The following is a 23,255-nucleotide window of genomic DNA, read 5'->3' on the forward strand; positions in this document are numbered from 1 at the left end:
TAAACCTACTGTTTAAACCTACTCTAAATACTTTACTTTTCTTATACTTAAAGGTCATGAAGTATCTTTTCCATACGTTAATTCTTATTATTAATGCATATGCTCTCATTGCAATAATATGTAATATATATTAATATTATCTATATACACTTATCTTCATAATAGTATATCGGTAAACTAGGAGGCAATTATGGTTACACTAAAAGATATCGCAGCTGAAGCTGGTGTCAGTATCATGACAGTATCAAATGTAATAAATGGAAATCATTCAAAAGTATCAAAAAAGACTATAGAAAAAATAGAAACGATAATACAAAAATATAATTATGTTCCTAATCTAACTGCACGAAGCTTGACAGCTAAATCCTCTAAAATTATAGGAGTTATAGTTCCCATTAAGGGTTCATTTAATAATTTGTTTAAAGATCCTTATATTAGTGAATTATTTGGTATTATACAAAATGTAGTTCGTGAAAACGGATACTATTTAATGGTTCGCTCAGTTAAGGATGTTTCAGATATATCTGCATTGCTTAAAAATTGGAATATGGATGGTGCTATATTTTTAATGCCTGACTATGACAATCTTATCTATTCAATATTAAAGGAAAATAAACTTCCAATGGTCTTTCTAGATAGTTATTCAGAAATTGATAACATAATAAGTGTAGGTATAAATGATTATAAAGGCGGCTATATAGCTACTCGCTATCTTATAAACAATGGACATAGGAAAATTCTATTTGCAGGGCCATGTCATAAAGATGATATTCCAATTCCTCAGATTATAAAAAGACTTGAAGGATATAAAGATGCCTTATTAGAATCTAATATTGAGTTTAATGAAAATCTCATAGTCGATGTTGAGCCTAACTACGAAGTTGGTATCAATTTAGGCAGGTCTATATGTAATAAAGACTTTGATGTTACTGCTGTATTTACAACGGCCGATATTATGGGAATTGGTATAATTGAAGGAGCTAAATTGAACGGAAAAATTGTTCCTAATGATTTATCAGTTATTGGTTTTGATAATCTTCTACCATCCGTTTATGTCACACCAAAGCTTACTACAATTTCTCAGGATATAGAGTCCAAGGCAACAAAAGCTGTAAATCTACTCATAGAGTATATAGAAAATGGTTCTGTATCCAACAACAAAATAACTTTAGATGTGGAACTAGTCGAACGTCAATCCGTGGGACAATTATCTAATTTAAAATAGCTGACAAACTTAGAAAACATCAAATAGTTCACGTTAAACTATTTATTTAGCTCATTTTTTAAATAAATCTGATGGTTATAATGATTTTTGAAAATATAGATATTTGTAGAATCCTGCATTATGCTTATTAGTACAAATGGCAATTGTTCTTATCAAACAATTGCCTACACAATATTATAAATGCACATGTTTCTAACAAAGTTATATATTTTATCTATTAGGCTTCTTCTTTAAGTATATCTCTAATAAGGATAGTAAGGGTACGGATAATAAGGATAAGGTACTGGTGGAGCGATATAAGGCAACAAAGCTACTTCTGCCAAAGCAGAAAGTGGGAAATTTCTACGTCTGTAACGTCTAAATCTAGGGTTATAGCCATATCTTCCATATTGCCGTTGCTGATTAGAATTTCCCTCATTCTCTTTATCTATTACGTCTTCACCAATTAATACCCAAACATTATCTCCATCTACATTTTCAATGATTCCATCAAATGTACTTCCATCTGTCATTATTAAAGTTGCTCCGTAATACATGTATTTTTTGCAATTATCATATAGGCCTCTTAAATCTCTGTAGTTATCTTTTTCTACATCCATTCTTTAAACCATCTCCTTCCAAATATTATTTTATTCAAAACCAAGAAGGATTGTGATAATTTATAGCCCAAAATTATAGTATTTCGTCTACATTAACTTTTCTATAGCCCAAATTCCTCCATTCAAATATATAATCCTTGTCATATATAGAATCATGTTTTATATTTTCATTCATATCTTGCATACCATTATTTATTATCATATTTTCTTTATCAGCATTCATAACATTATCTTTCATTTTCCCCGTCATACCTTCCATATTTTCATTATCCATCATGTGCTGATCAATAGAAAGCATTCCTTCAATCATTTTTTGTGCTTTATAACTTATATTTGAAACATCCCCTAATATAAAACCGTGCATAAATGGAGGCTTTGGCATTCCTTTGGGCTGTATAGGTTTAATTAAGTTAATATATCTATTTACCACTTCTGGTATTTTATCTTTTTCAATTAAAAGAAGCGGAGTATGTTTTCCCATATGAGCAAATACTACACTAGCAATAATTTTCATTGGCTCATTAAGTTGTCCAAACGTAAAAGCATGACCTCCTCTATAATTTCGTCCCCACCCAAAATCAGTTTTCGTATCATTATATCTAGAAAAATTAACTGCTATTTCGTATGGATTTTCCCCCCCAATTCTGTCTACCTTTTTAACATTATCTAATCCCGACAAATAGTATTCAACATCTTTTGATATTGTTTTAGTTGAACCAATTATATAAATATTGATATCATTCATTTTCTTGATTATATCAATAGTACAATTAGGAATTCTGTTTCTTTGTACAAATAGAATAGGATCTCCATGATGTGCCGACCAATAACCCGTAATAATTCCTTCTGAATAATCTTCCCCTGAAATTATAAGAATATTATTAAATTCTTTTCTTATTCTAGATATTATACATGCAGTCTCGTAATAATTGCGACCCGATATATGCTTTGTTCTATAACCATGATCGTTTAATGCAAAAGATACATTTTTAGAAATATTACCGACTAAAATTACTTGTACTCCATTATATCCCTTAGGGGATAATCTCTCAATTTCTCCTAAGGTTTTTTCATTTAAACTATTACCATCAGTAAATAAAAGTGATGCATTAATTGGAAAATGTACTAAGGATGTTGCTGCAATTCCATCAAAAACTTCATCTTTATTGACTAAAATGACAGCATTTGGTCTCATATTATTAAAACCAATTTTAGATATTTCTATAGAAGTATCTAATTCATCATCAGCACAAATTCTAGTAGTATTTAGTGTAAAAGGACAACTTTTCAAAGCATCATTCATTGATTTTTCTCCTAAAACTTTTTAATATATAGTATGATTACAAGTTATATTTTGTCATAAAACAAAAAAGAAGCTAACCATTATATAAATTATTGATTAACTTCTTTAAAATTAACTTCATCTATATTACTTTTCTAATTGCTTCACTTTTTTGATAGCATTATACGCATCTATAAGTCCATATCCTGATTGCTTATCCCTACCTTTGGACATAATATCCTTAGTAGTACTATCTAAAACATCTTCAATCTGGCTTGGAGATAAATTAGGATCTTCTGCTTTAACCATAGCTGCTATTCCTGTTGCTACTGGTGCTGCCATACTCGTTCCATCCCATGCCTCGTAGCCACCTGGAACCGTGCTTAATATCTCTACTCCTGGCGCTGAAACTTTTATACAATTACCATAATCAGAAAACGAGGCCTTTTTATAATTATAACTCATTGCAGCTACTGTAAAAGCTCCGTCTCCAGCTGGACTGATATTATCACTATCTTCATTATCATTACCAGCCGCAGCTACAACAAATGCTCCTTTACTCTTAGCATAACTTATTGCTTCTGCAATTAATTTACTCTTCTCATTAGCTCCAAAACTCAAATTGATTATATCAGCTCCGTTGTCTGCAGCATACTTAATCCCCTTAACTATATCATTTATCTCCCCTTCCCCATTACTATCTAATACTTTTATCGGAATTATTTTTACATTTAATGTCCCATCAATTCCTGCTATACCAATATTGTCATTAGCATTTGCAGCTATTATTCCTGATACATGAGTACCATGACCATTGTCATCCATAGTATCAGAATTATTATCTACAAAATTATACCCCTTGCTCTTTAATACTCTATTTTTTAAATCTGGATGTGTGTAATCTACTCCTGTATCTAAAACCGCTACATTAATTTCTCTTTTTTGTTTTATTAGAGGCCATGCTTTATCCGCCTCTGTATAGCTTATATCCCACTCATACTTATATCCAGGATCATTTACAGCTTTATTAGTATTTTCATTTATCTCGCCTAATTTAAAATCATTTTTTACCGGAGTCTTCTGTATTGGCTTTATTATTTTTATAATTTTAGGCTCATTGATTATTTTAATCCCTTTTATATCACCAATTTCATTTAAAATGTATTGTTCTAGATCTTTTGGTGACACTAAGTTATATTTATTATTATTATTTTTATCAACACTTATTATATCTTTCACACTACTTAGAAGGCTATCTAAATCACCGCTTCTTAGTGATTTTACAAAATTGCTTACACTATTACTCGTACTATTCATGCCATTATTTCTAGGTAAGTAATCCGAAACAGAAACTAATGTAAATATTGAAGCTGCAATTATTATAAATCTAGCTAACTTACTTCTCATAAAAAACCTCCTTTAATCATAGTTACTTGCTAATATCTTTAATTATGAACAATAATACCTTTTATAAACTGTATTTATCTAATTGTTAAATAATAATACATTATAATTGTGTTGCTTTTGTGAAATTCTTTATTTTTCATTGTATATATATTCCACAAATAATTCTTCATCATAACTCTAAAAATATTGCAAGAATTTTAGCTGTAATTGTGAATTGCAACATATATTATCTGCTTATAATAAATATCTTTAATACATATCTTAACTAAACGAAAAAAAGGCTGATATACATTAACTTGCTATATACCAGCCCTAATTCTCATTTATTCTTTATTCATTTATAAGTTTCTTACGAACTTCATCTAAATTTACAGTTTTTAATGAATCTGTAACTTCTATTCCCATTGCAACTACATTGTCTTTAACAATTACGTATGTTCCACTCTTGTCTATATTAAATTCCACATTTACTACATCTTTTCTACCTGTAAAAGTAGTTACCTCGTCTCCACTATCTGCATTATATATTATGAAAACTCCATCAGCCTTATCAAAGGAATTAAGATCTACAGAAAGTTTAGTCTTTATGCCTTTTTGTAGAACTGCTACAAGTGGTTCAAATTCATAACCAGTTCCCTTTATACTTAGATTTTGGGTGTCTCCTGAAATATTAGCTTTTTTAATTAACCTATCAGTAGAAACTTTACTTAAATCATTGCCATATATACTTGGAGCTTGAGGAGTATTACTTGCTGATGTTCCTGTACAACAACTCATACCACTACTAGGAGCCGGAATTGATGAATCTGCTTTCGATGTATCCACTGAATCAAGATTATCTGTAACTTTAATTATCCCTCTTATCATTCCCATCCAACAGCTAAAGTTTATGTCCCCGTCTTTAGGTGTAAATTCTATAACATTTTCTCCAGATTTTAATGTTTTTTGGATGTTAAGTGATGGCACTACTACTGCATTATTACAAGAATTTATTTGATTTCCTGTAATTATCCACTTAACAGGCATATCTTTTTGTACGTAAAATGCATTAGGAGTATATCCATTATTATCTGCTGTCATTCTAATTACTTGAACTCCATTTTCTATCGTCGCCTTACCTATATTGGATTGCGCGGCTTGAGCTCCATCTCCAGAAAAATTTTGTGCTAGTGTACTAGCATTTGGAATTCCAACTCCAGCAAGAGCTAATCCCCTATTCCCCATTATTAATCCAAGTACTACTACTAAAATCCCACTAAATTTTAAAAGTTGTTTCGTATATCCCTTACTTAAAAAACCTGATACAGCACCAAATATAAGCATCAAAGGAACTGTTCCGAGTGAAAATAAAAACATTGATATTGCTCCATTTATGGCACTACCGGTACCTAATGCATAAAGCTGCATTGTCTGAAGTGGACCGCATGGCATTAACCCATTTAACATACCAACTAAAAACGGAGCCTTAGGTTTATTTTTAATTTTGCAAGATGACCATGGCAGCTTAATATTAAGCTTTCTAAATAAAGAAAAGCCTGTCATATTTAATCCCATTATTACCATAAATAATCCTGCAAATATTTGCAATCCAGCTTTTACATTAAGTGATAGCGATAAAACAGAGCCTAATGCACCTACAATACCTCCTATAATTGTATATGAGGTTACTCTTCCAGCATTATATAAAATTGAAGGCTTTAAAGCTTTAAATTTATTCTCTTTCTCGTCTATAATACTATTTTTAGATAAACTTTGTGTAAGCATTATTCCACCACACATACCAACACAATGTATAGATGTAAGCATTCCAACAATAAATAACACTACATAAGACGCATTATTTAACTTAGCACTCATATCAAATCCTGCCGTTGAATTCCCAAGAAGTAAGACTGCTGCTGCTATAACTAAAAAGCCTGCAAATTTTAAGCTAACCGAATTTTTTGTACTATAACCCGCCTTATTAATAGCTTCTTTTAATTGTTCCATACTACAAAGCCTGCTATCATATTCAACCGTTACCTGCTGTGCACTATAGCTAGCCATAGCATTTAAAACTCCATCAATTTTCATTAAAGCTCTTTCCACTCTATTTTCGCAAGACGTACATGTCATATCATAAACTTTAATATTCTCCCTCTTAATACTACTCATAATCTCCTCCTAATAAATCGCTGCTTATTATAGACAGTGATGCATTTTAAACCATAACTCAAATTACATATATAGATTATAATATAAAGTTATGAAGATTTTATGAGGATATAAAAAAAAGTACAGAAATTCTTCTGCACACTTTTATAAATATATTTGAATAAACTCCTTATCCTTATCTTTCAAAATATGCCTTAAAAACTTCTGATACACTTTTTTCATCTTCAATTACTAAAATATTATACATAATTTTTACCCCATATAATTTCTCACTAATATTGCATTATCATGTATTTAATAAATTAACATAAACTTATAAATTTTATGTGTAAAAAATAATCTACCATTTGATAAATTTATTAAGATAAATTTCCAGTATAACTATTAACTTCATAGTATTGGCTACATAATTAGGGGCACATTAAGATTATAAAGAAGTTAGCAGTTAAGCATTAAATATTCAAGAATGAATATGCCTTCTCAATATAGAGTCAAAAGACTTAACTTGAGAAATAAAGATGCAATCCTATAGTTAGAGTTTTCTATAATTGATTAGTTATTGTAGGGTTACGCGAAAATTGCAATTATGTTAGTCTGTTGCAATAAGGTTTGATTGTTATTTTCTTTATTTAAGGACTGTAGATAAACTTATTGTATGATAGGTTTATCTATGGTTTTTTGTCTTTATGAATATTTGAAAAATAATTTATGATAAGATTCTTTGCATAATACTTAACACTATTTAGGCGCTCAAAATTGCTTTAAATATTAAAAACTCATTTTACTCAGCAACTAAGTAGTTTTTCTATTATTTAGTCTTCTCTACTCTCTTAGCCCTGATGTTTCCTATAAATATTTATATATTTTCATATTTATATAGAAAAAAATGTTTATAGGAATATATAAACATATATTTATTTTTATATTTTTTCATATTTTTATATAAAACTATGAATCTATAAAAATATGAAAATTTCTCTATTAGTGAAAATAGATCGCTGAATATCTGCTTCATCCTTAAAAGGATATTAAAAATTAAAATAAATTCTTTTAAAAGCATTTAAAAAAATCCTAGCAGCAATCATGCTACTAGGATTATATACTTTAAATATATTGTAGATTATTAAATAGGGTGTTTCCTTATTTGATCGAACTTATTTTATTTACCATTGTAATTTGCCACAAATTATTTTTATGCTTCCATAAACATCTTCATGTCATCTTCTACATTAGTGATTCCACCAATTCCGAAGTTGTCCACTAATACTTTAGCAACATTTGGTGAAAGGAATGCTGGAAGTGTTGGTCCTAAGTGAATGTTTTTAACTCCTAAGTGTAATAATGATAATAATACTATTACAGCTTTTTGTTCATACCAAGCTATGTTGTATGAAATAGGTAATTCATTTACACTCTTTAATCCAAATACTTCTTGAAGCTTTAGTGCTATTACAACTAATGAATATGAGTCATTACATTGTCCTGCATCTAATACTCTTGGGATTCCACCAATATCACCTAAGTTTAATTTGTTGTATTTATATTTTGCACAACCTGCAGTTAAGATAACTGTATCTTTTGGTAATTTTTCTGCAAATTCTGTGTAGTAGTTTCTTGATTTAGCTCTTCCATCACAACCTGCCATTACAAAGAATCTCTTTATAGCACCAGATTTAACTGCATCTACCACCTTATCTGCTAAAGCTAAAACTTGGTTATGAGCAAATCCACCAACTATTTGTCCTTTTTCTATTTCTGTAGGAGCTTTACATTTCTTGGCCATTTCTATAACTTTAGAGAAATCTTTTGTCCCATCAGCCTTAGCTTCTATATGAGCACATCCTGGCATTCCTGTAGCACCTGTTGTAAATAATCTGTTCTTATAAGAATCCTTTGGTATAACTATACAGTTAGTAGTCATAAGGATTACTCCATTGAAGCTTTCAAATTCTTCTTTTTGTTTCCACCATGCATTACCATAGTTTCCTGCAAAATGACTATATTTTTTAAATTTTGGATAGTATTGTCCAGCAAGCATTTCTCCGTGAGTGTAAACATCTACTCCAGTTCCTTCTGTTTGCTCTAGTAACATTTCTAAGTCTCTTAAGTCATGTCCTGAAATTAATATTCCTGGATTAGTTCTAACTCCAATATCTACTGTTGTTATTTCTGGATGTCCGTAGCTTTCAGTATTTGCTTTATCAAGTAATGCCATACCATCTACACCAAATTTACCTGCTTCTAATGCCAAAGCTACATAGTCATCAACAGTTAAAGAATCATCTATTGTAGCAGCTAATGCTTTCGCCATAAATGCGTGAACTTCTTCGTTGTTGTATTTTAAGTTCATCGCATGCTTCATGTAAGCAGATAATCCTTTTAATCCATAAGTTATAAGCTCTCTTAAACTTCTTATATCTTCATTTTCAGTTGCAAGAACTCCAACTTTTTCTGCTTTTTCATCAAATTCTATTGTATTGTCAGCTGTCCAAGTGGCTGCTTCTGGCATAATCATTTCTGTAGTTTGCATTCCGAATATTTTCTTGAAGAAACCACCAGTTACTTTTACTTCTCCAACTTTACCACCAGAGCTAATTACTTTAGCTTTTAATTCCTCTCTTAATTTTAAAGTTTCTTTAACTCTATCTAAAATAGAATCTCTATCAAAATTAGCGTTTGTAATTGTTGTAAATAAGTTTTCTGTTATATATTTATCAACCTTACTATCCTTAACTCCAACTTTTCTTCCTTCATTACTTACTATAGCTAGTCCTTTAGTTACATATATTAATAAGTCTTGAGCCTTTGCTACATACTCATCCTTACCGCATACCCCTACTTTAGTACAGCCCTTACATCCAGCTGTTTCTTGACATTGATAACAAAACATTGACATATTATGTCCTCCTATTTCCTATTTTTCTTTTTATATAAATAATTAATAATTTCTTGTTAATCTCTCTTAACTTTGACAATTTAGAGTTTACTATATTACAAGTATCATTTCTGTAACATACGTTACTAAAATAAAATTAATATTTTTTAATTTCTATATTAGCTCTGTGCTACAGATATATATTACTAAAATACTCTACTTAAATCTGTAACAATAGTTACGCAATTTCAAAAATAAAAAGACAGCTAGTTTGCTGCCTTTTCTATTCCTACTATATGAAGATTATATTTATAGGAATTATGATTCTGGTGTAAAACTACAATATCCTATTTCATCACATCGTGTCTTCATACTATTCCATACATCCTTTTCAGTTATGGCTTCCACTGCTGTAGGGTATAATATATAATTTTCTTTAAATATATGATCTCTCAAATTGAATATAATATATTTTGCAGTTTCATCAACTTTTTCTTTAAATTCAATAAATTTTAATTTAGATACTTCTGTTGCTATTTGCTTCAAAAATTTTTTTTTTGCTCTTAAATCATCATGTTCCATTCTCATAATTCTTGTTGGTCCTGTAATTTTTCTATCTTCCATCTCAGCGAAAAGCACTTCTTCCTCTCTTTTATGGTGATTTTCTGCATCTAATATATTATCAATAACCTTTATTAATTCTTCAAATTCAATTAAATTGCTATCATAGCTTTCTAATTTTTGAATCTTTGAATTAATATCTTCAAGTTCTTTTAAAAATCCAAGAATTTTATCATGTTCTGCAATAAATGTGTATACAACATGCCCTGGTTCAATTTTATTCTTTATTTTATCAAGTTCTCCTCTTAAAACTTCCATATGAATATCACACAGATGCCTTAAATCCTGTGGATTCATTCCTTCTTCTATTAAATTTTGCTCCGCTATTGAAAGCTCAATAGGATTTATGTCAGACACAATCTCCAATGCTTCTTTTCTTAATGTATCTGTTATTCCATCTTTATTTAATTTTTGTAAAACTTCAGTCAAACTTTGTATTTTGGTATTATTCATCTCAAAATCCTCCTATGGATATATAAATTTATATATTCAGTATCTCTATGACCTAATTCTACTTAAATTTTTATTATAATAATGTGATTTAAATCAAAATTTCAAATATTTAAGTTATAAAAGAATTACCATTAGAATATTAAACGTTAAATTTAAAGAAAAAAGGTTATATTTAAGAATAAATTGATTTGTTTCTTAAATATAACCTTTATTTTATTTTATTTTAGTTTAAGACATGGCCCATGGCCTGTAGCTATAAGGTCAGGCTTTAACTTTTTTAAAGTTTCTTTTAAATCTTCCAGCTTATTATTGTCTGGTATTTGTTCTTGCCTAATGCTGTTTACTTCTGTATTCCAATCAGATTCTTTTACTGTGCCTATTTCTTTTCCCAGCGCAAACATCAAATCACTGCTAAAAAATATCCTACGTTTATTTTCTATAACTAATAATCCATCCCAAAGATGCATTTCCGAAGGGTAATTGATAAACTCTAATTCATAATTATCAGTATTTAAAGTTTCTTCTGCTTTCTTAGTAATAATTTCTGCTTTTATTCCAAAACCATTTAACTGACGCGCTGTAACTTCAGAGCAAATTGTTTTAGCTTTAGGAAAATGTTCTAATATTAATGATAATCCTCCACATTCATCTGCTTCAAAATGTGAAATAAAAATATACTTTAGCTCTTTACCATTAAGTACATCTTTTAAGTCTGGTAGCAAAGCTTCTGCCTGCATAACGTTACCTGTATGAACTAATAATGGTTCATCCCCTAATAACAAATATTGATGAAATGTAAGGTTAATTGGTTCAACATAGCTATTAAATTGGTATAAATCTTGACTTATAAATGGCATATTATAAAAACAACTCCTTTTCTATCTTATTGAATGTGCCTTATTTCTTTGTGATACCTATTCTCCATATTTCAGGTCCCTGCTCTAAATATTTCCACTCAAAGTGTTCTGGAAGGTTAACTATAAACTGCTGATAAAGTGGACGAGGATCATGATCATTTATAAGCTCCATTGTTTCACCTTGTTCAAGCTCTTCAAAGGCTTTAAATATAATCTCCTTTTTATGACCTCTTTCATAAATTCTAACATCTATACTAACAGCAAAACTTGACATAATTAATTCCTCCCTTAATATTATTATCTAAACTTCTTCTTAGATGATAATATTATAACCATTGTACTGGATTTTTAGCGTGATTTATATCACAGTGTCAGTAACTTTTGCTTTTATGTGTATATATTTCAATTTCTTTAGAATTCTTGTTTTTATATTAAAGTAATATTATGTAAACTATTCTTATAATTCTTAATCGCTACCATGTATAATATCTTAATCCACTACTAAAAATATTATTGAAAATATTTAATAATATTTTACTGTATGAAAAAGACAGCAAATTAATGAGCTTAATACCCCATTGATTTGTTGTCTTTCTAAATTTAAATATATCTGGTCAATCTTATTCTATTTAATTACTGTCATTCCACCCATGTAAGGTTGTAATGCTGCTGGAATATTTATAGAACCATCCTCATTTAGATTGTTTTCTAAAAATGCAATAAGCATTCTTGGTGGTGCTACTACTGTATTATTCAATGTATGAGCAAAGTACTTTCCATCTTTACCATCTACACGAATCTTTAATCGACGTGCTTGTGCATCCCCTAAGTTAGAACAGCTTCCTACTTCGAAGTATTTCTTTTGTCTTGGAGACCATGCTTCTACGTCTACTGATTTTACTTTTAAATCTGCTAAATCACCTGAGCAACATTCTAAAGTCCTTACTGGTATATCTAAAGAACGGAATAAATCTACTGTATCTTTCCACATTTTATCATACCAAGTCATGCTGTCTTCTGGCTTACATACAACAACCATTTCTTGCTTTTCAAATTGATGAATTCTGTATACTCCTCTTTCTTCTATACCATGTGCCCCTTTTTCTTTTCTAAAGCAAGGTGAGTAACTAGTCAAAGTTTGAGGAAGTGAAGTTTCTGGTAATATTGTATCTATAAATTTACCAATCATAGAATGTTCACTTGTTCCTATTAAGTATAAATCTTCACCTTCAATTTTGTACATCATAGCATCCATTTCAGCAAAACTCATAACTCCAGTTACAACCTGGCTACGAATCATAAAAGGTGGAATACAATATGTAAATCCTCTATTTATCATAAAGTCTCTTGCATAAGAAATTACAGCTGAGTGAAGTCTAGCTATATTTCCCATTAAGTAATAGAAACCATTACCAGCTACTTTTCTAGCACTATCTAAATCAATACCACTTAATTTTTCCATAATATCTGTATGGTATGGAATTTCGAAATCTGGAACAACTGGTTCACCAAACTTTTCTACTTCTACATTTTCGCTATCATCTTTACCAATTGGAACACTTGGATCTATTATGTTTGGAATAGTCATCATGATAACTTTAACTTTTTCTTCTAGTTCTTTTTCTTTAACGTCTAACTCAGCCATTCTTTCTGAATCCGCATTAACTTTTTTCTTTATTTCCTCAGCTTCTTCTTTTTTACCTTGAGCCATTAAGCCACCAATTTGTTTTGATAACTTATTTCTATCAGCTCTTAAAGCTTCTACTTCTTGCTTAACTTTTCTAAGTTCAATATCTAAAGTTAATACTTCATCTACTAACCCCAACTTATTATCTTGAAACTTATTTTTTATGTTTTGTTTAACAATCTCTGGATTTTCCCTTACGAATTTAATGTCTAACATTTTTTTCCCTCCTGATTAAATATATATATTATTATTTCAAAAAATAAAAAAACCATCCCAATATATAATTGGGACGGAATAATCCGCGTTGCCACCCAAATTGCTGGTTAATATTACAACCAGCCCCTCGACACTAGTATTATATAGGTTACTAACCTTTGCATTTATCACGCACAGCTCCAAAAGTGGAAAGATTTAACCTTTCACCGATTCGCACCACCCATCGGCTCTCTGAAGAAATTTATAAATCGTAGTTTTTATCATCGCTGTTTTTATAACTATTAATTTGTTGCTATGTATATTATATATATATTTATGTTAATTTTCAAGTATATGTTTATATTTAACTTAATAACTAGTTTTGGAATTATATTTACCAGTTTATAATATATTAAATTTCTTTATTAAAGCCCACCTTATTTAAGAATTTAAGGTGAGAAAATTCATATAAAAAATCTTCTCACCTTAAATAAATATACCCTTAAAAATTTTATAGTAATACACAATTATACTACCTACCATAAAATTTTTCACTTACTTTGAATTACTATATTATATAGATACATAAAACTAGACATACTTTTTCGATTCTATATCTTTCTTTATCAGTTAAAGTGGATTGTATTAGAATCTTAACAAATGGTTATACATTCATTAACAAATTTTAATCCTTCCATTATACTCCTATGCTTTAGCACCTTTATATCAAATCCAAATACTTTATAAATTAATTGTACGCAATACCCAATTCCAATGGCAGTAACTAAAGTTCCAATTCCGACAAACCCACCTAAAATCCATCCAATAATTAGAGCTCCTGCTTCTATACATAGTCGTATTATTCCAATCGGTTTACCAGTACGCTTAACTAACGCAATCATGAGACCATCTCTAGGACCGCATCCCATTTCACATCCAATATACAAATAGCTTCCTAAAGCTGTAACAAATAAACTTCCAATTAACATTAATATGCCTGTATATACGTTATTGCAAACTGGAATGATTTTAGAATATATGATTAAATCTATAAAACATCCAATTACTATCATATTCGCTATAGTTCCCAATCCAACTCTAAGGCCTAAGATACTAGTGATTGCTACTATAATTATTCCAACTACAATACTTGCCTGTCCTATAGTTAAACTAGTTACATTTGTTAATCCCTGGTGAAATACATCCCATGGACTTAATCCTAAATTCGAATTAAGAGCTAACACAGTTCCTAATGCGCATAATAAAAATCCGAATGTCATTCTAATTATAAGTGTTAATAATTTCTTCATACTTCTCCTTTACAATTTTCAAAATTATTTTTGGAATTATAGACCCAATTATTTGCAATAATTCCATTAGTTCAAATTTTAGTTTCACGTGTGCAAAGCTGATTATAAGCTAATCTTCTAACTAATAGTCAGTTTACATCAATTTAATAAAATATTCAATTCATTTTTTAATTTATATCATAATTATTATTCAATTCTTTCATGGTTTATCTTATATTCCTCAAATTTATTTATACCTTTTATAAATTCTCACTATTAATATTATTATTCAAATAGTGCATAGCTAAGTCAGACTTAAATTTTGTAAAAAAAGAATAACCTAGTCATAAACTGCCCTAAAACAGTTCCATTAGAAGTTTATAGAACTACTTTTTAAGCTAGTATAACAGATTATCCTTTTAATATGATATATTAGTATTCTTATTACATCTATAAATTTTTTCTATTTTTTATCTCCCAATTTAAGAGTAAATGATAAGCCAAGACCTATTATAACAAATATTACAGCAACTAAAGTCCCTGATTGAAATCCAGTTGCTATAGCAGCTTGTTCTGGTACAGAATTGCTTAAAGCTTTTAATTCTGAAGCTGACATAATGCCTATAAATAATGAGGAACCAATTGCAGCCGATATCTGTTGAAGGGTATTTAATATCGCTACCCCATGAGGATAATATTCCTTTGGCAATTGATTTAAAGAGCTTGTCTGACACGGTGACATTGTAAAACCAACTCCAATACATACTAAAACATATAGAACTATAATCCTTATAACTGGTGTATCACTATTGGATCTAGATAAAATGAATAATGATATTAAAGTTATAGTCAATGCTACTGGTACTAAAATCTTTATTCCAAATTTATCATAGATCTTTCCACCTATAGGAGTCACAAAACCATTAGCAAGTGCTGCTGGAAGTAATGCCATTGCAGCTACAAAAGTCGTTGCGTTAAGAGCCCCTTCAAGGAACATTGGTAACATAACATTCATAGTGAACATTGTCATCATTGAAATCATAACAATTAATACCCCTATTGAAAATACCGGATATTTAAATGTACGTATGTCCAGCATAGGTTCCTTTAAGTACATCTGACGTAGTCCAAATAAAATTAACGCTATTATTCCAATGGCAAAAATTGCGCCAATAATCCTTATATCTCCATCTCCACTAATACTACTAATCCCATATATTGTCCCTCCGAATCCTAAGCTTGAAAGTGCAATTGATATAAAATCTATTTTAGGTTTAGTAAGTTCTCCTGCTGTAATTAAATAAATTGATCCTAAGATCATAGCTAAAATTATAATTGGAATTAACATTATAAATAGAACATGCCAGCTATAAAATTGAAGTATAATTCCTGAAACTGCAGGCCCTAATGCTGGTCCAAGTGAAATTGCACATCCGCATACCCCCATTGCTGAGCCATGCTTCTCGGGCGGTGTTACAAGTAAGACTGTATTCATCATAATAGGAATCATCATTCCAGTTCCTGATGCCTGCAACATTCTCGAAATAAGCAGCATTACAAATGATCCTGAGCAAGCTGCACAAATTGTACCAATTAAAAGTAAAGTCATAGCTCCAAAATATAATTGCTTTGTTTCAAATGTTTGAATTAAGAATGCTGTAACTGGAACTAGAACTGCTACCACTATCATATATGCTGTAATTATCCATTGTATAGTTCCCCCTGTAACATTCATCTCATCCATTAAAGGAGATAATGCTACGTTTAATATAGTTTCATTAAATACTGAAATAAATGCACTGAATACTAATACTGCTACAATCGCTTTTGTATTAATATTGATTTTAGATTTTGCTATTTTCGTTGCTTCCATATAAAATTCTTTCCTCCTTTTTAGACCAGTCTACATAATTAGTAATTAAAAAGAAAACTATCTCAAGACAAATCAAATCCTAAACAAGAAATTTTGAGATAGTTATATTATTTGTTGTTAGTAATTATATAGATTATTACAAATTCACTAGATGCTTATTAAATTAGGTATTTGCTTTGCAATTAATCTAAGTGGATTACCATTCTTTTTTGTTAATGATAATGTAATCCCACCTTCCATCATAGCTCCAATTACGCAACCTAATTCATATGCTTTTTCTCTATTCATTCCAGCCTCAATTAGCCTTTCAGAATACATATTCTCCAAAGTCATAAATACTTCCTCGCAAGCCCCTCTTAGAACCTCGCTTGTCAAATATGTTTCCAACGCTAATAGACTTATAGACATATCATGGGTTTTTTGTTCATTATCAATTACTTGCGCCAAATGCTCCATATTAAATATAATAGCTTCTACCGGATCTTTAATACTTTCCAAGTTCTTTTGTAAATTAGCTTTTATTTTTTCCCCTGCTAAATTTATAGATTCTAAAGCAAGCTGCTCTTTTCCTTTAGGGAAGTGATAATACAGCGACCCCTTTGGTGCCCCACTTTCTGCCAGAATTTCATTTAATCCAGTTGCATTGTATCCCTTAAGCTCAAATAGTCTTGATGCAGTTTCTATAAATTTCTCCTTTGTATTTACCTTATTACTCATACCTATTATACCTTTCAAAAATTATAGTGACTGGTCTATATTTTATAATATCTAATGTTATTAAAAATGTCAATATTATAATACACATGTTATCCTACGTCTATTTTTCATAGTAATATGTATAATAATAAAATTAAAACTAAATTTAAGTTTATTAAAGCTCATGTTTAGCAACTTTAGGCAATTTAAATAATTTTATCTTTATTTTTTCTTTATATTAGATTAAAATTATTATTAAGCAAAAATAACAATATAGTTAAGAGGGAATACTACTTCAAGTAAATATTCTTTTCTTAATTTAAATACACTTATAAGTGAGGTAAGACTATGTCAAACGAAATAAATTCTTCTAATTTTATAAGAAATATCGTTGTAGAAGATCTAGAAAGCGGAAAGCATAAAGAGATAATTACTCGTTTTCCACCAGAACCTAACGGTTACTTACATATAGGCCACGCTAAATCAATTCTTTTAAATTTTGGTTTAGCTGATGAGTTTAAAGGAAAAACTCATTTAAGATTTGATGATACTAACCCTGTTAAAGAAGATACAGAATATGTTGAATCAATTAAAGAAGATGTACAATGGCTTGGTGGTCATTGGGATGAACTTTTCTTTGCATCTAACTATTTTGATGAAATGTACAATAGAGCTGTTCTACTAATAAAAAAAGGTAAAGCTTATGTTTGTGACTTAACAGCTGAAGAAGCTAAAGAATATAAAGGTACACTAACTCAGCCTGGTAAAGACAGCCCTTATAGAAATAGATCCGTTGAAGAAAATTTAGATTTATTTGAAAGAATGAAAAATGGTGAATTTGCTGACGGCGAAAAAGTTCTTAGAGCTAAAATAGACATGACATCACCAAATATAAATATGAGAGATCCTGTTATATATAGAATATCTCATTCTACTCATCACAATACTGGTGATAAATGGTGCATATACCCAATGTACGATTTTGCTCATCCATTAGAAGATGCTATTGAACATGTTACACACTCTATTTGTACTTTAGAGTTTGAAGATCACAGACCACTTTATGACTGGGTAGTAAGAGAATGTGAAATGACCGCTTCCCCAAGGCAAATAGAATTTGCAAGATTAAATATGACTAATACTGTTATGAGTAAAAGAAAATTAAAACAATTAGTTGATGAAAAAGTTGTTGACGGATGGGATGATCCTAGAATGCCTACTATTTCTGGCCTTAGAAGAAAAGGATGTACTCCTGATGCGCTAAGAAATTTCTGCAGCGCTATCGGTGTTGCTAAGGCTAATTCTGTTGTTGATTCCCAAATGCTAGATTATTTTATAAGAGAGGATTTACAACTTAAGGCGCCATTGTCTATGGCTGTGTTAAATCCTTTAAAGCTTGTAATAACTAATTATCCTGAAAATGAGACAGAAATGCTTTCAATAGAGAATAATGCAAAAGACGAAACTCAAGGTACAAGACTTGTTCCATTCTCTAGAGAATTATATATTGAAAAAGAAGACTTTATGGAAAATCCACCAAAGAAATACTTCAGGTTATTCCCTGGTAATGAAGTTAGATTAAAGGGTGCATACTTTGTTAAATGTACTGAGGTAATCAAAGATAAAAATGGTGAGGTTGTAGAAATTCACTGTACTTATGACCCAGAAACTAAGAGTGGTTCTGGCTTTACTGGCAGAAAAGTTAAAGGAACAATCCATTGGGTAGATGCAAAAACTTGTCTTCCTGCTGAATTCAGGTTATATGAACCTTTAATTTTAGATGATGCGCCAGAAAATGAAGGAAAGCACTTCCTTGAACAAATTAATCCAAACTCACTAGAAATATTACAAGGCTTTATTGAACCAACTGCATTTAAAGATGCTAAACCTCAAGATAAATTCCAAATGGTTAGAAATGGTTTCTTTAATGTAGATACTAAATATACAACTGCTGATAAGTTAGTATTTAATAGAATAGTACCATTAAAATCATCATTTAAGTTAAGCTAATAATGCAACTTGAAAAGGCAGAGAAATCTAATGTATAAGATTTCTCTGCCTTAATTTATTTTTAATCTCCTAATCCAGATAATTTTATACAAAACTATCTGATCAAAATTTTTTATACCACTTAAAAATTCTTCACCATTGTCATCATAACCAAGCCATAAATTCCACCTAATTTTCTATATTTCGATAAAAGGTAACATTTGCTATCAAGTTGATAAATTACATTTCGATAATAGAGTAAGTTTATATATTAGGGGGAATGCAAATGATTACAAAATCTACAAAAAAGACAAAAGGCTTACCTATAAAAACAAAACTTATTTTAGTAATGATTTTATTGCTGAGTATACCTGTACTTGTACTCGGATTAGTAAGTTATTATGTAGCAAGAGCTGAACTTGAAAATAGCGGGAAGATTTTATTAAAAAATAGTGTAGAAATGGCATTACAAGTGATTGATGCAAATCAAAAGCTTGTAGATCAAGGAAAACTATCTCTTGATGACGCTCAAGAAAGAGTTAGAGAATATATGCTTAGCGAAAAACAAGCGGATGGTACAAGAAAAATCAATCAAAATTTAAGCTTAGGTAAAAGTGGTTATTTGTTAGCTTATACTCAAGATGGAGTTGAAGCAGCCCATCCAAGTTTAGAAGGCAAAAGCGTGCTAGATTATAAGGATAAAAAGACTGGTACATTATTCGTTAAAGATCAAATTAAAGTAGCTAATGATGGCGGAGGCTATCTAACTTATTGGTGGACACTTCCTAATTCAGATAAGATTTCAGACAAAATAACTTATCAAAAGACTGATCCGCATTGGGGATGGGTAGTTTGCGCTGGTACTTACATGAATGATTTTAATGTTGGTTCAAATAATATTCTTATTACTACTCTGATTATATTATTGTCAGTAATTATTTTAGGTTCTGCAGTAATTATGATATTTGCAAAACACATATCTACTCCAATTAAAGAAATTAGTGACGCTGTAGATACTGTAGCTTCAGGTAATTTGAATATTAAGGCTATGAAAATCAAAAATAGAGATGAAATTGGTAATCTAAATAATTCCTTTAATATAATGGTTAGAAATGTTAACGATTTTATAAGTTCAGTTAAAGATTCAGTTAATGTTGTTTTCGACTCTTCTAAATTGTTAGATGAAATTGTTGCTGAAAATACAGCTTCGATTAATGAAGTATCAGATTCCGTTGAAGAGATCGCTAAAGGTTCAAATGAACAGGCTAAAGAAACTGAAAACGGAGTTATAAGAGTTAAGAATTTATCGGAGAAGATAGATTTAGTTACAAAACTGACAATAGAAACTAATGATATTGCAGTTAAAACAACTAATATAAGTAACAGAGGTTTAGAAGCAATTGATTTACTTTCAAAAAAATCAATTGAAAATAGCAAAGCCACTGAAAAAACTAGTGCCATAATAATGGAAGTAGATAAAACTTCTATTGAAATTGGATCTATTACTGAGGCAATAAGTCAGATTTCAGAACAAACAAATTTATTATCTTTAAATGCTGCTATAGAAGCTGCAAGAGCTGGTGAGCAAGGAAAAGGCTTTGCTGTAGTTGCTGAAGAAGTTAGAAAATTGGCTTCTCAATCTTCAATGTCTGCTTCAAAAGTTAAAGAATTAATCAATGGAATCCAAGATAAATCAAAAGCTGCTGTAAAAGCCATTGAAGACGGAAAGTTAATAGCTAAGGAACAAAATAATTCTGTAATAGACGCTAAGGATATATTTGTTGAAATATTAAAATCTGTAGAAAAGATTACAAACGATATGAAAAACCTAAAAACTTATAGCCTTGAAATGGAAAACGAGAAAAATGAAATAGTTGAAGTTTTAGAGACTCTTTCTGCTTCAACTGAAGAAAGCTCTGCTGCCACTGAACAAATTTCTGCTACAACTGAGCAGCAACTAGCAAGTGTAAATCAAATAGCTAAACATACTCAAGACTTAAATAAACTTGCAGAGAAGCTTAGAGACGCAGTTAATGCATTTCAAGTTTAAATGAATTAAGTTCAAACTTTCCCACAAAATTAAAAAGGCATAGTGTTTGGAGTACATCCACCCTATGCCTTTTGCTTATGGTTTATATATTTAAAAATTTATCAAATCTGTTTCTTGTATTTTCTTCCCCTATGATTTGCATTATAGTATAAATGTCAGGTGAATTAGTTCTATGAGTTAATGCCGCTCTAACTGCTCCTGCAACATCCGAAATCATACCTTTATATTGATCTGGATTTGCCTTAAATTCTTTTCTATTAGCGCAATAGCCAAGTCTAATTCCTATTTCCTTTAAGTCATCAAACCAAGCTTCTTGACTTTCTACATCAAATTTAAATTCTTTCTTGTAAATTTCTACTATTTCTTTTGCTGCTTCTAATGTAACTCCCTTTGGAAGTTCAATTTCTTCTGCTGATTCTTTATAGAATAGTTCATCAAAGAAATAGAAAATCTTACCTTTTACTTCATCCCATTTTGCAAAATCTTTTCTTGGTTTTGGACCTTCTTTATCTATATTGAAGATTTCCTTTGCCATAGTTTCATTTTCTGTAACTAATTTATACATTTCTTCATCAAATTCCTTAGCCCATGCTGTATAGTATTCATAAACATCAGTAGCTTTCATAGCAGCAATTCTATCTTTTGATACATCGTTTAATTTAACTAAATCAAATAATGCTCCACTCTTACCCATCTTTTCTAAATGAACTTCGAATTCATGGTAGTCAGCCTTAGGATTTTCAGCTCTCCATTCTTCATAAGTAGAGTTTACTATATTAAGTAAATATTCAATTACAGTTACTACTGGGAATCCAACTTCTTTGTAGTAAGAAACAGCTGCTTCTGCATCTTTTCTCTTTGAAAGCTTTCTTTTTGATCCACCATCTTGCTTCATTATTGTTGGAATATGAGCATATCTTGGTGCTTCAAAACCTAAAACTTCAAATAATTGAACGTGTATAGGAAGTGATGATAACCATTCTTCTCCTCTTATTACATCTGTTGTTCTCATTAAATAATCGTCTATTGCATGAGCAAAATGATAAGTTGGAAGCCCATCCCCTTTAATAAGTACTACATCTTGATTATTTTCTGGGAATGAGATATCTCCCTTTATTAAGTCGTGAAATTCAACCCTTGTTTCGGGATTTCCTGGAGATTTTAATCTTATAATATATTTTTCTCCGTTTTCAATTCTCTTTATTGCTTCTTCTTCAGTTATATTTCTAAACTTAGCGTATTCTCCATAGTAACCAGGAGTTATTTTATTTGCTATTTGTCTTTCTCTAAGTTCAGCTAATTCTTCTGGGGTACAGAAATCTGGATAAGCTAAACCTTTTATAAGTAAATCTTTTGCAAAAGTATTATATATTTCAGCTCTTTGACTTTGTCTGTATGGACCATATTCACCTTTAGATGTTTCTTCTCCTGTCATACCTTCACTAAAATCCATACCAAAATTATGCATAGTAGCTATTGTATCTTCTATTGCACCTTCAACTTCTCTCTTTTGATCAGTATCTTCTATTCTCAAATAAAAAACACCTTCACTTTGGCTTGCTAGTCTTTCATTTATTAATGCAGCAAAAACTCCACCTATATGTTGGAATCCAGTTGGACTTGGTGCATATCTAGTAACTCTTGCACCTTCCTTAAGACTTCTCTTTGGATATTTTTCAACGTAATATTCAGTTGTATGTTCAACATTCCCAAATATTATATCTGCTAATTTTTCAAAACTCATTATTTGTATCTCTCCTTATCATTCTTCCTTACAAGGTATTATAAGCCCCTTGTCATGGCAATTTATATCAAGTGAAACTTGATTCAGATAGGGTTTGATCCCCATCTGAATCCTAGTTGAACTTATCCAGGAGCGTGCAGCCGTTATCCCCCGCTTAAAGAAGTGTGGGTATTACGGATGCTAGCTATCGGATAAACCACATAATAAATATGTAGAATAAATTAAAATTATTTAATTATCATAATTTGATAACACTACA

At 30.2% G+C, this 23,255-nt stretch carries 16 protein-coding genes and 1 other annotated feature; of the genes, 3 read left to right on the forward strand and 13 right to left on the reverse strand.

All coding sequences use genetic code 11. The features are described from left to right. Positions 1 to 190: 190 nt before the first annotated feature. Positions 191 to 1,225, forward strand: a complete 1,035-nt coding sequence (locus tag L1S46_RS16860; RefSeq protein WP_077830467.1) for a LacI family DNA-binding transcriptional regulator — start codon at positions 191 to 193, stop codon at positions 1,223 to 1,225. Positions 1,226 to 1,467: 242 nt separating this feature from the next. Here the strand turns inward: L1S46_RS16860 and L1S46_RS16865 are convergent, their stop codons facing one another. The 12 genes from L1S46_RS16865 to L1S46_RS16920 all read right to left on the reverse strand — a co-directional run bounded on the left by L1S46_RS16865 (position 1,468) and on the right by L1S46_RS16920 (position 17,234). Further along, a complete protein-coding gene (locus L1S46_RS16865) occupies positions 1,468 to 1,824 on the reverse strand; it encodes a hypothetical protein (RefSeq protein ID WP_065415882.1) in 357 nt (118 codons plus the stop codon). A gap of 73 nt (positions 1,825 to 1,897) precedes the next feature. After that, complete coding sequence (locus tag L1S46_RS16870) at positions 1,898 to 3,127, reverse strand: cell wall-binding repeat-containing protein (RefSeq protein ID WP_077830466.1); 1,230 nt, start codon at positions 3,125 to 3,127, stop codon at positions 1,898 to 1,900. A 126-nt stretch (positions 3,128 to 3,253) separates the two neighbouring features. Continuing rightward, the gene (locus L1S46_RS16875) at positions 3,254 to 4,513 is read right to left on the reverse strand and encodes a S8 family peptidase (RefSeq protein ID WP_238900486.1); all 1,260 of its coding nucleotides are present in this window, start codon (positions 4,511 to 4,513) and stop codon (positions 3,254 to 3,256) included. 330 nt (positions 4,514 to 4,843) lie between these two features. Then, positions 4,844 to 6,667, reverse strand: a complete 1,824-nt coding sequence (locus L1S46_RS16880) for a sulfite exporter TauE/SafE family protein (protein ID WP_171788631.1) — start codon at positions 6,665 to 6,667, stop codon at positions 4,844 to 4,846. A 1,192-nt stretch (positions 6,668 to 7,859) separates the two neighbouring features. Beyond that, positions 7,860 to 9,563, reverse strand: a complete 1,704-nt coding sequence (gene hcp, locus L1S46_RS16885; RefSeq protein WP_077830463.1) for a hydroxylamine reductase — start codon at positions 9,561 to 9,563, stop codon at positions 7,860 to 7,862. 297 nt (positions 9,564 to 9,860) lie between these two features. Continuing rightward, positions 9,861 to 10,616: a DUF438 domain-containing protein gene (locus L1S46_RS16890; RefSeq protein ID WP_171788633.1), complete on the reverse strand. Its 756-nt coding sequence runs from the start codon at positions 10,614 to 10,616 to the stop codon at positions 9,861 to 9,863. A gap of 218 nt (positions 10,617 to 10,834) precedes the next feature. Beyond that, the gene (locus L1S46_RS16895) at positions 10,835 to 11,473 is read right to left on the reverse strand and encodes an MBL fold metallo-hydrolase (protein ID WP_171788634.1); all 639 of its coding nucleotides are present in this window, start codon (positions 11,471 to 11,473) and stop codon (positions 10,835 to 10,837) included. 40 nt (positions 11,474 to 11,513) lie between these two features. Further along, positions 11,514 to 11,747 carry a DUF2249 domain-containing protein gene (locus L1S46_RS16900; protein ID WP_238900487.1) on the reverse strand — a complete coding sequence of 78 codons (234 nt, stop codon included), beginning with the start codon at positions 11,745 to 11,747 and terminating at the stop codon, positions 11,514 to 11,516. A gap of 351 nt (positions 11,748 to 12,098) precedes the next feature. Then, entirely contained in the window at positions 12,099 to 13,376 is a 1,278-nt protein-coding gene (gene serS / locus L1S46_RS16905) for a serine--tRNA ligase (protein WP_077830460.1), read from the reverse strand. Positions 13,377 to 13,442: 66 nt separating this feature from the next. After that, positions 13,443 to 13,649 (reverse strand) — a binding site (T-box leader). 359 nt (positions 13,650 to 14,008) lie between these two features. Continuing rightward, positions 14,009 to 14,665, reverse strand: coding sequence for a hypothetical protein (locus tag L1S46_RS16910; RefSeq protein ID WP_238858528.1), 657 nt, complete (start codon positions 14,663 to 14,665; stop codon positions 14,009 to 14,011). Positions 14,666 to 15,107: 442 nt separating this feature from the next. Further along, positions 15,108 to 16,517, reverse strand: a complete 1,410-nt coding sequence (locus L1S46_RS16915) for a DHA2 family efflux MFS transporter permease subunit (protein ID WP_238900488.1) — start codon at positions 16,515 to 16,517, stop codon at positions 15,108 to 15,110. Between the two features lie 147 nt (positions 16,518 to 16,664). Next, the gene (locus tag L1S46_RS16920; protein ID WP_238858530.1) at positions 16,665 to 17,234 is read right to left on the reverse strand and encodes a TetR/AcrR family transcriptional regulator; all 570 of its coding nucleotides are present in this window, start codon (positions 17,232 to 17,234) and stop codon (positions 16,665 to 16,667) included. Between the two features lie 327 nt (positions 17,235 to 17,561). Between L1S46_RS16920 and L1S46_RS16925 the strand changes: the two genes are divergently transcribed. Together L1S46_RS16925 and L1S46_RS16930 are read left to right on the forward strand one after the other, a co-directional pair. After that, entirely contained in the window at positions 17,562 to 19,223 is a 1,662-nt protein-coding gene (locus L1S46_RS16925; protein WP_236895081.1) for a glutamine--tRNA ligase/YqeY domain fusion protein, read from the forward strand. 265 nt (positions 19,224 to 19,488) lie between these two features. Next, entirely contained in the window at positions 19,489 to 21,252 is a 1,764-nt protein-coding gene (locus tag L1S46_RS16930; RefSeq protein ID WP_238900489.1) for a methyl-accepting chemotaxis protein, read from the forward strand. Between the two features lie 82 nt (positions 21,253 to 21,334). Here L1S46_RS16930 and gltX read toward each other — a convergent pair whose 3' ends face one another. Beyond that, positions 21,335 to 22,996, reverse strand: coding sequence for a glutamate--tRNA ligase (gene gltX, locus L1S46_RS16935; RefSeq protein ID WP_236895084.1), 1,662 nt, complete (start codon positions 22,994 to 22,996; stop codon positions 21,335 to 21,337). Between the last annotated feature and the right edge of the window lie 259 nt (positions 22,997 to 23,255).

Source organism: Clostridium sp. YIM B02500 (assembly GCF_022324665.1).
Classification (GTDB): Bacteria; Bacillota; Clostridia; order Clostridiales; family Clostridiaceae; genus Clostridium; species Clostridium beijerinckii.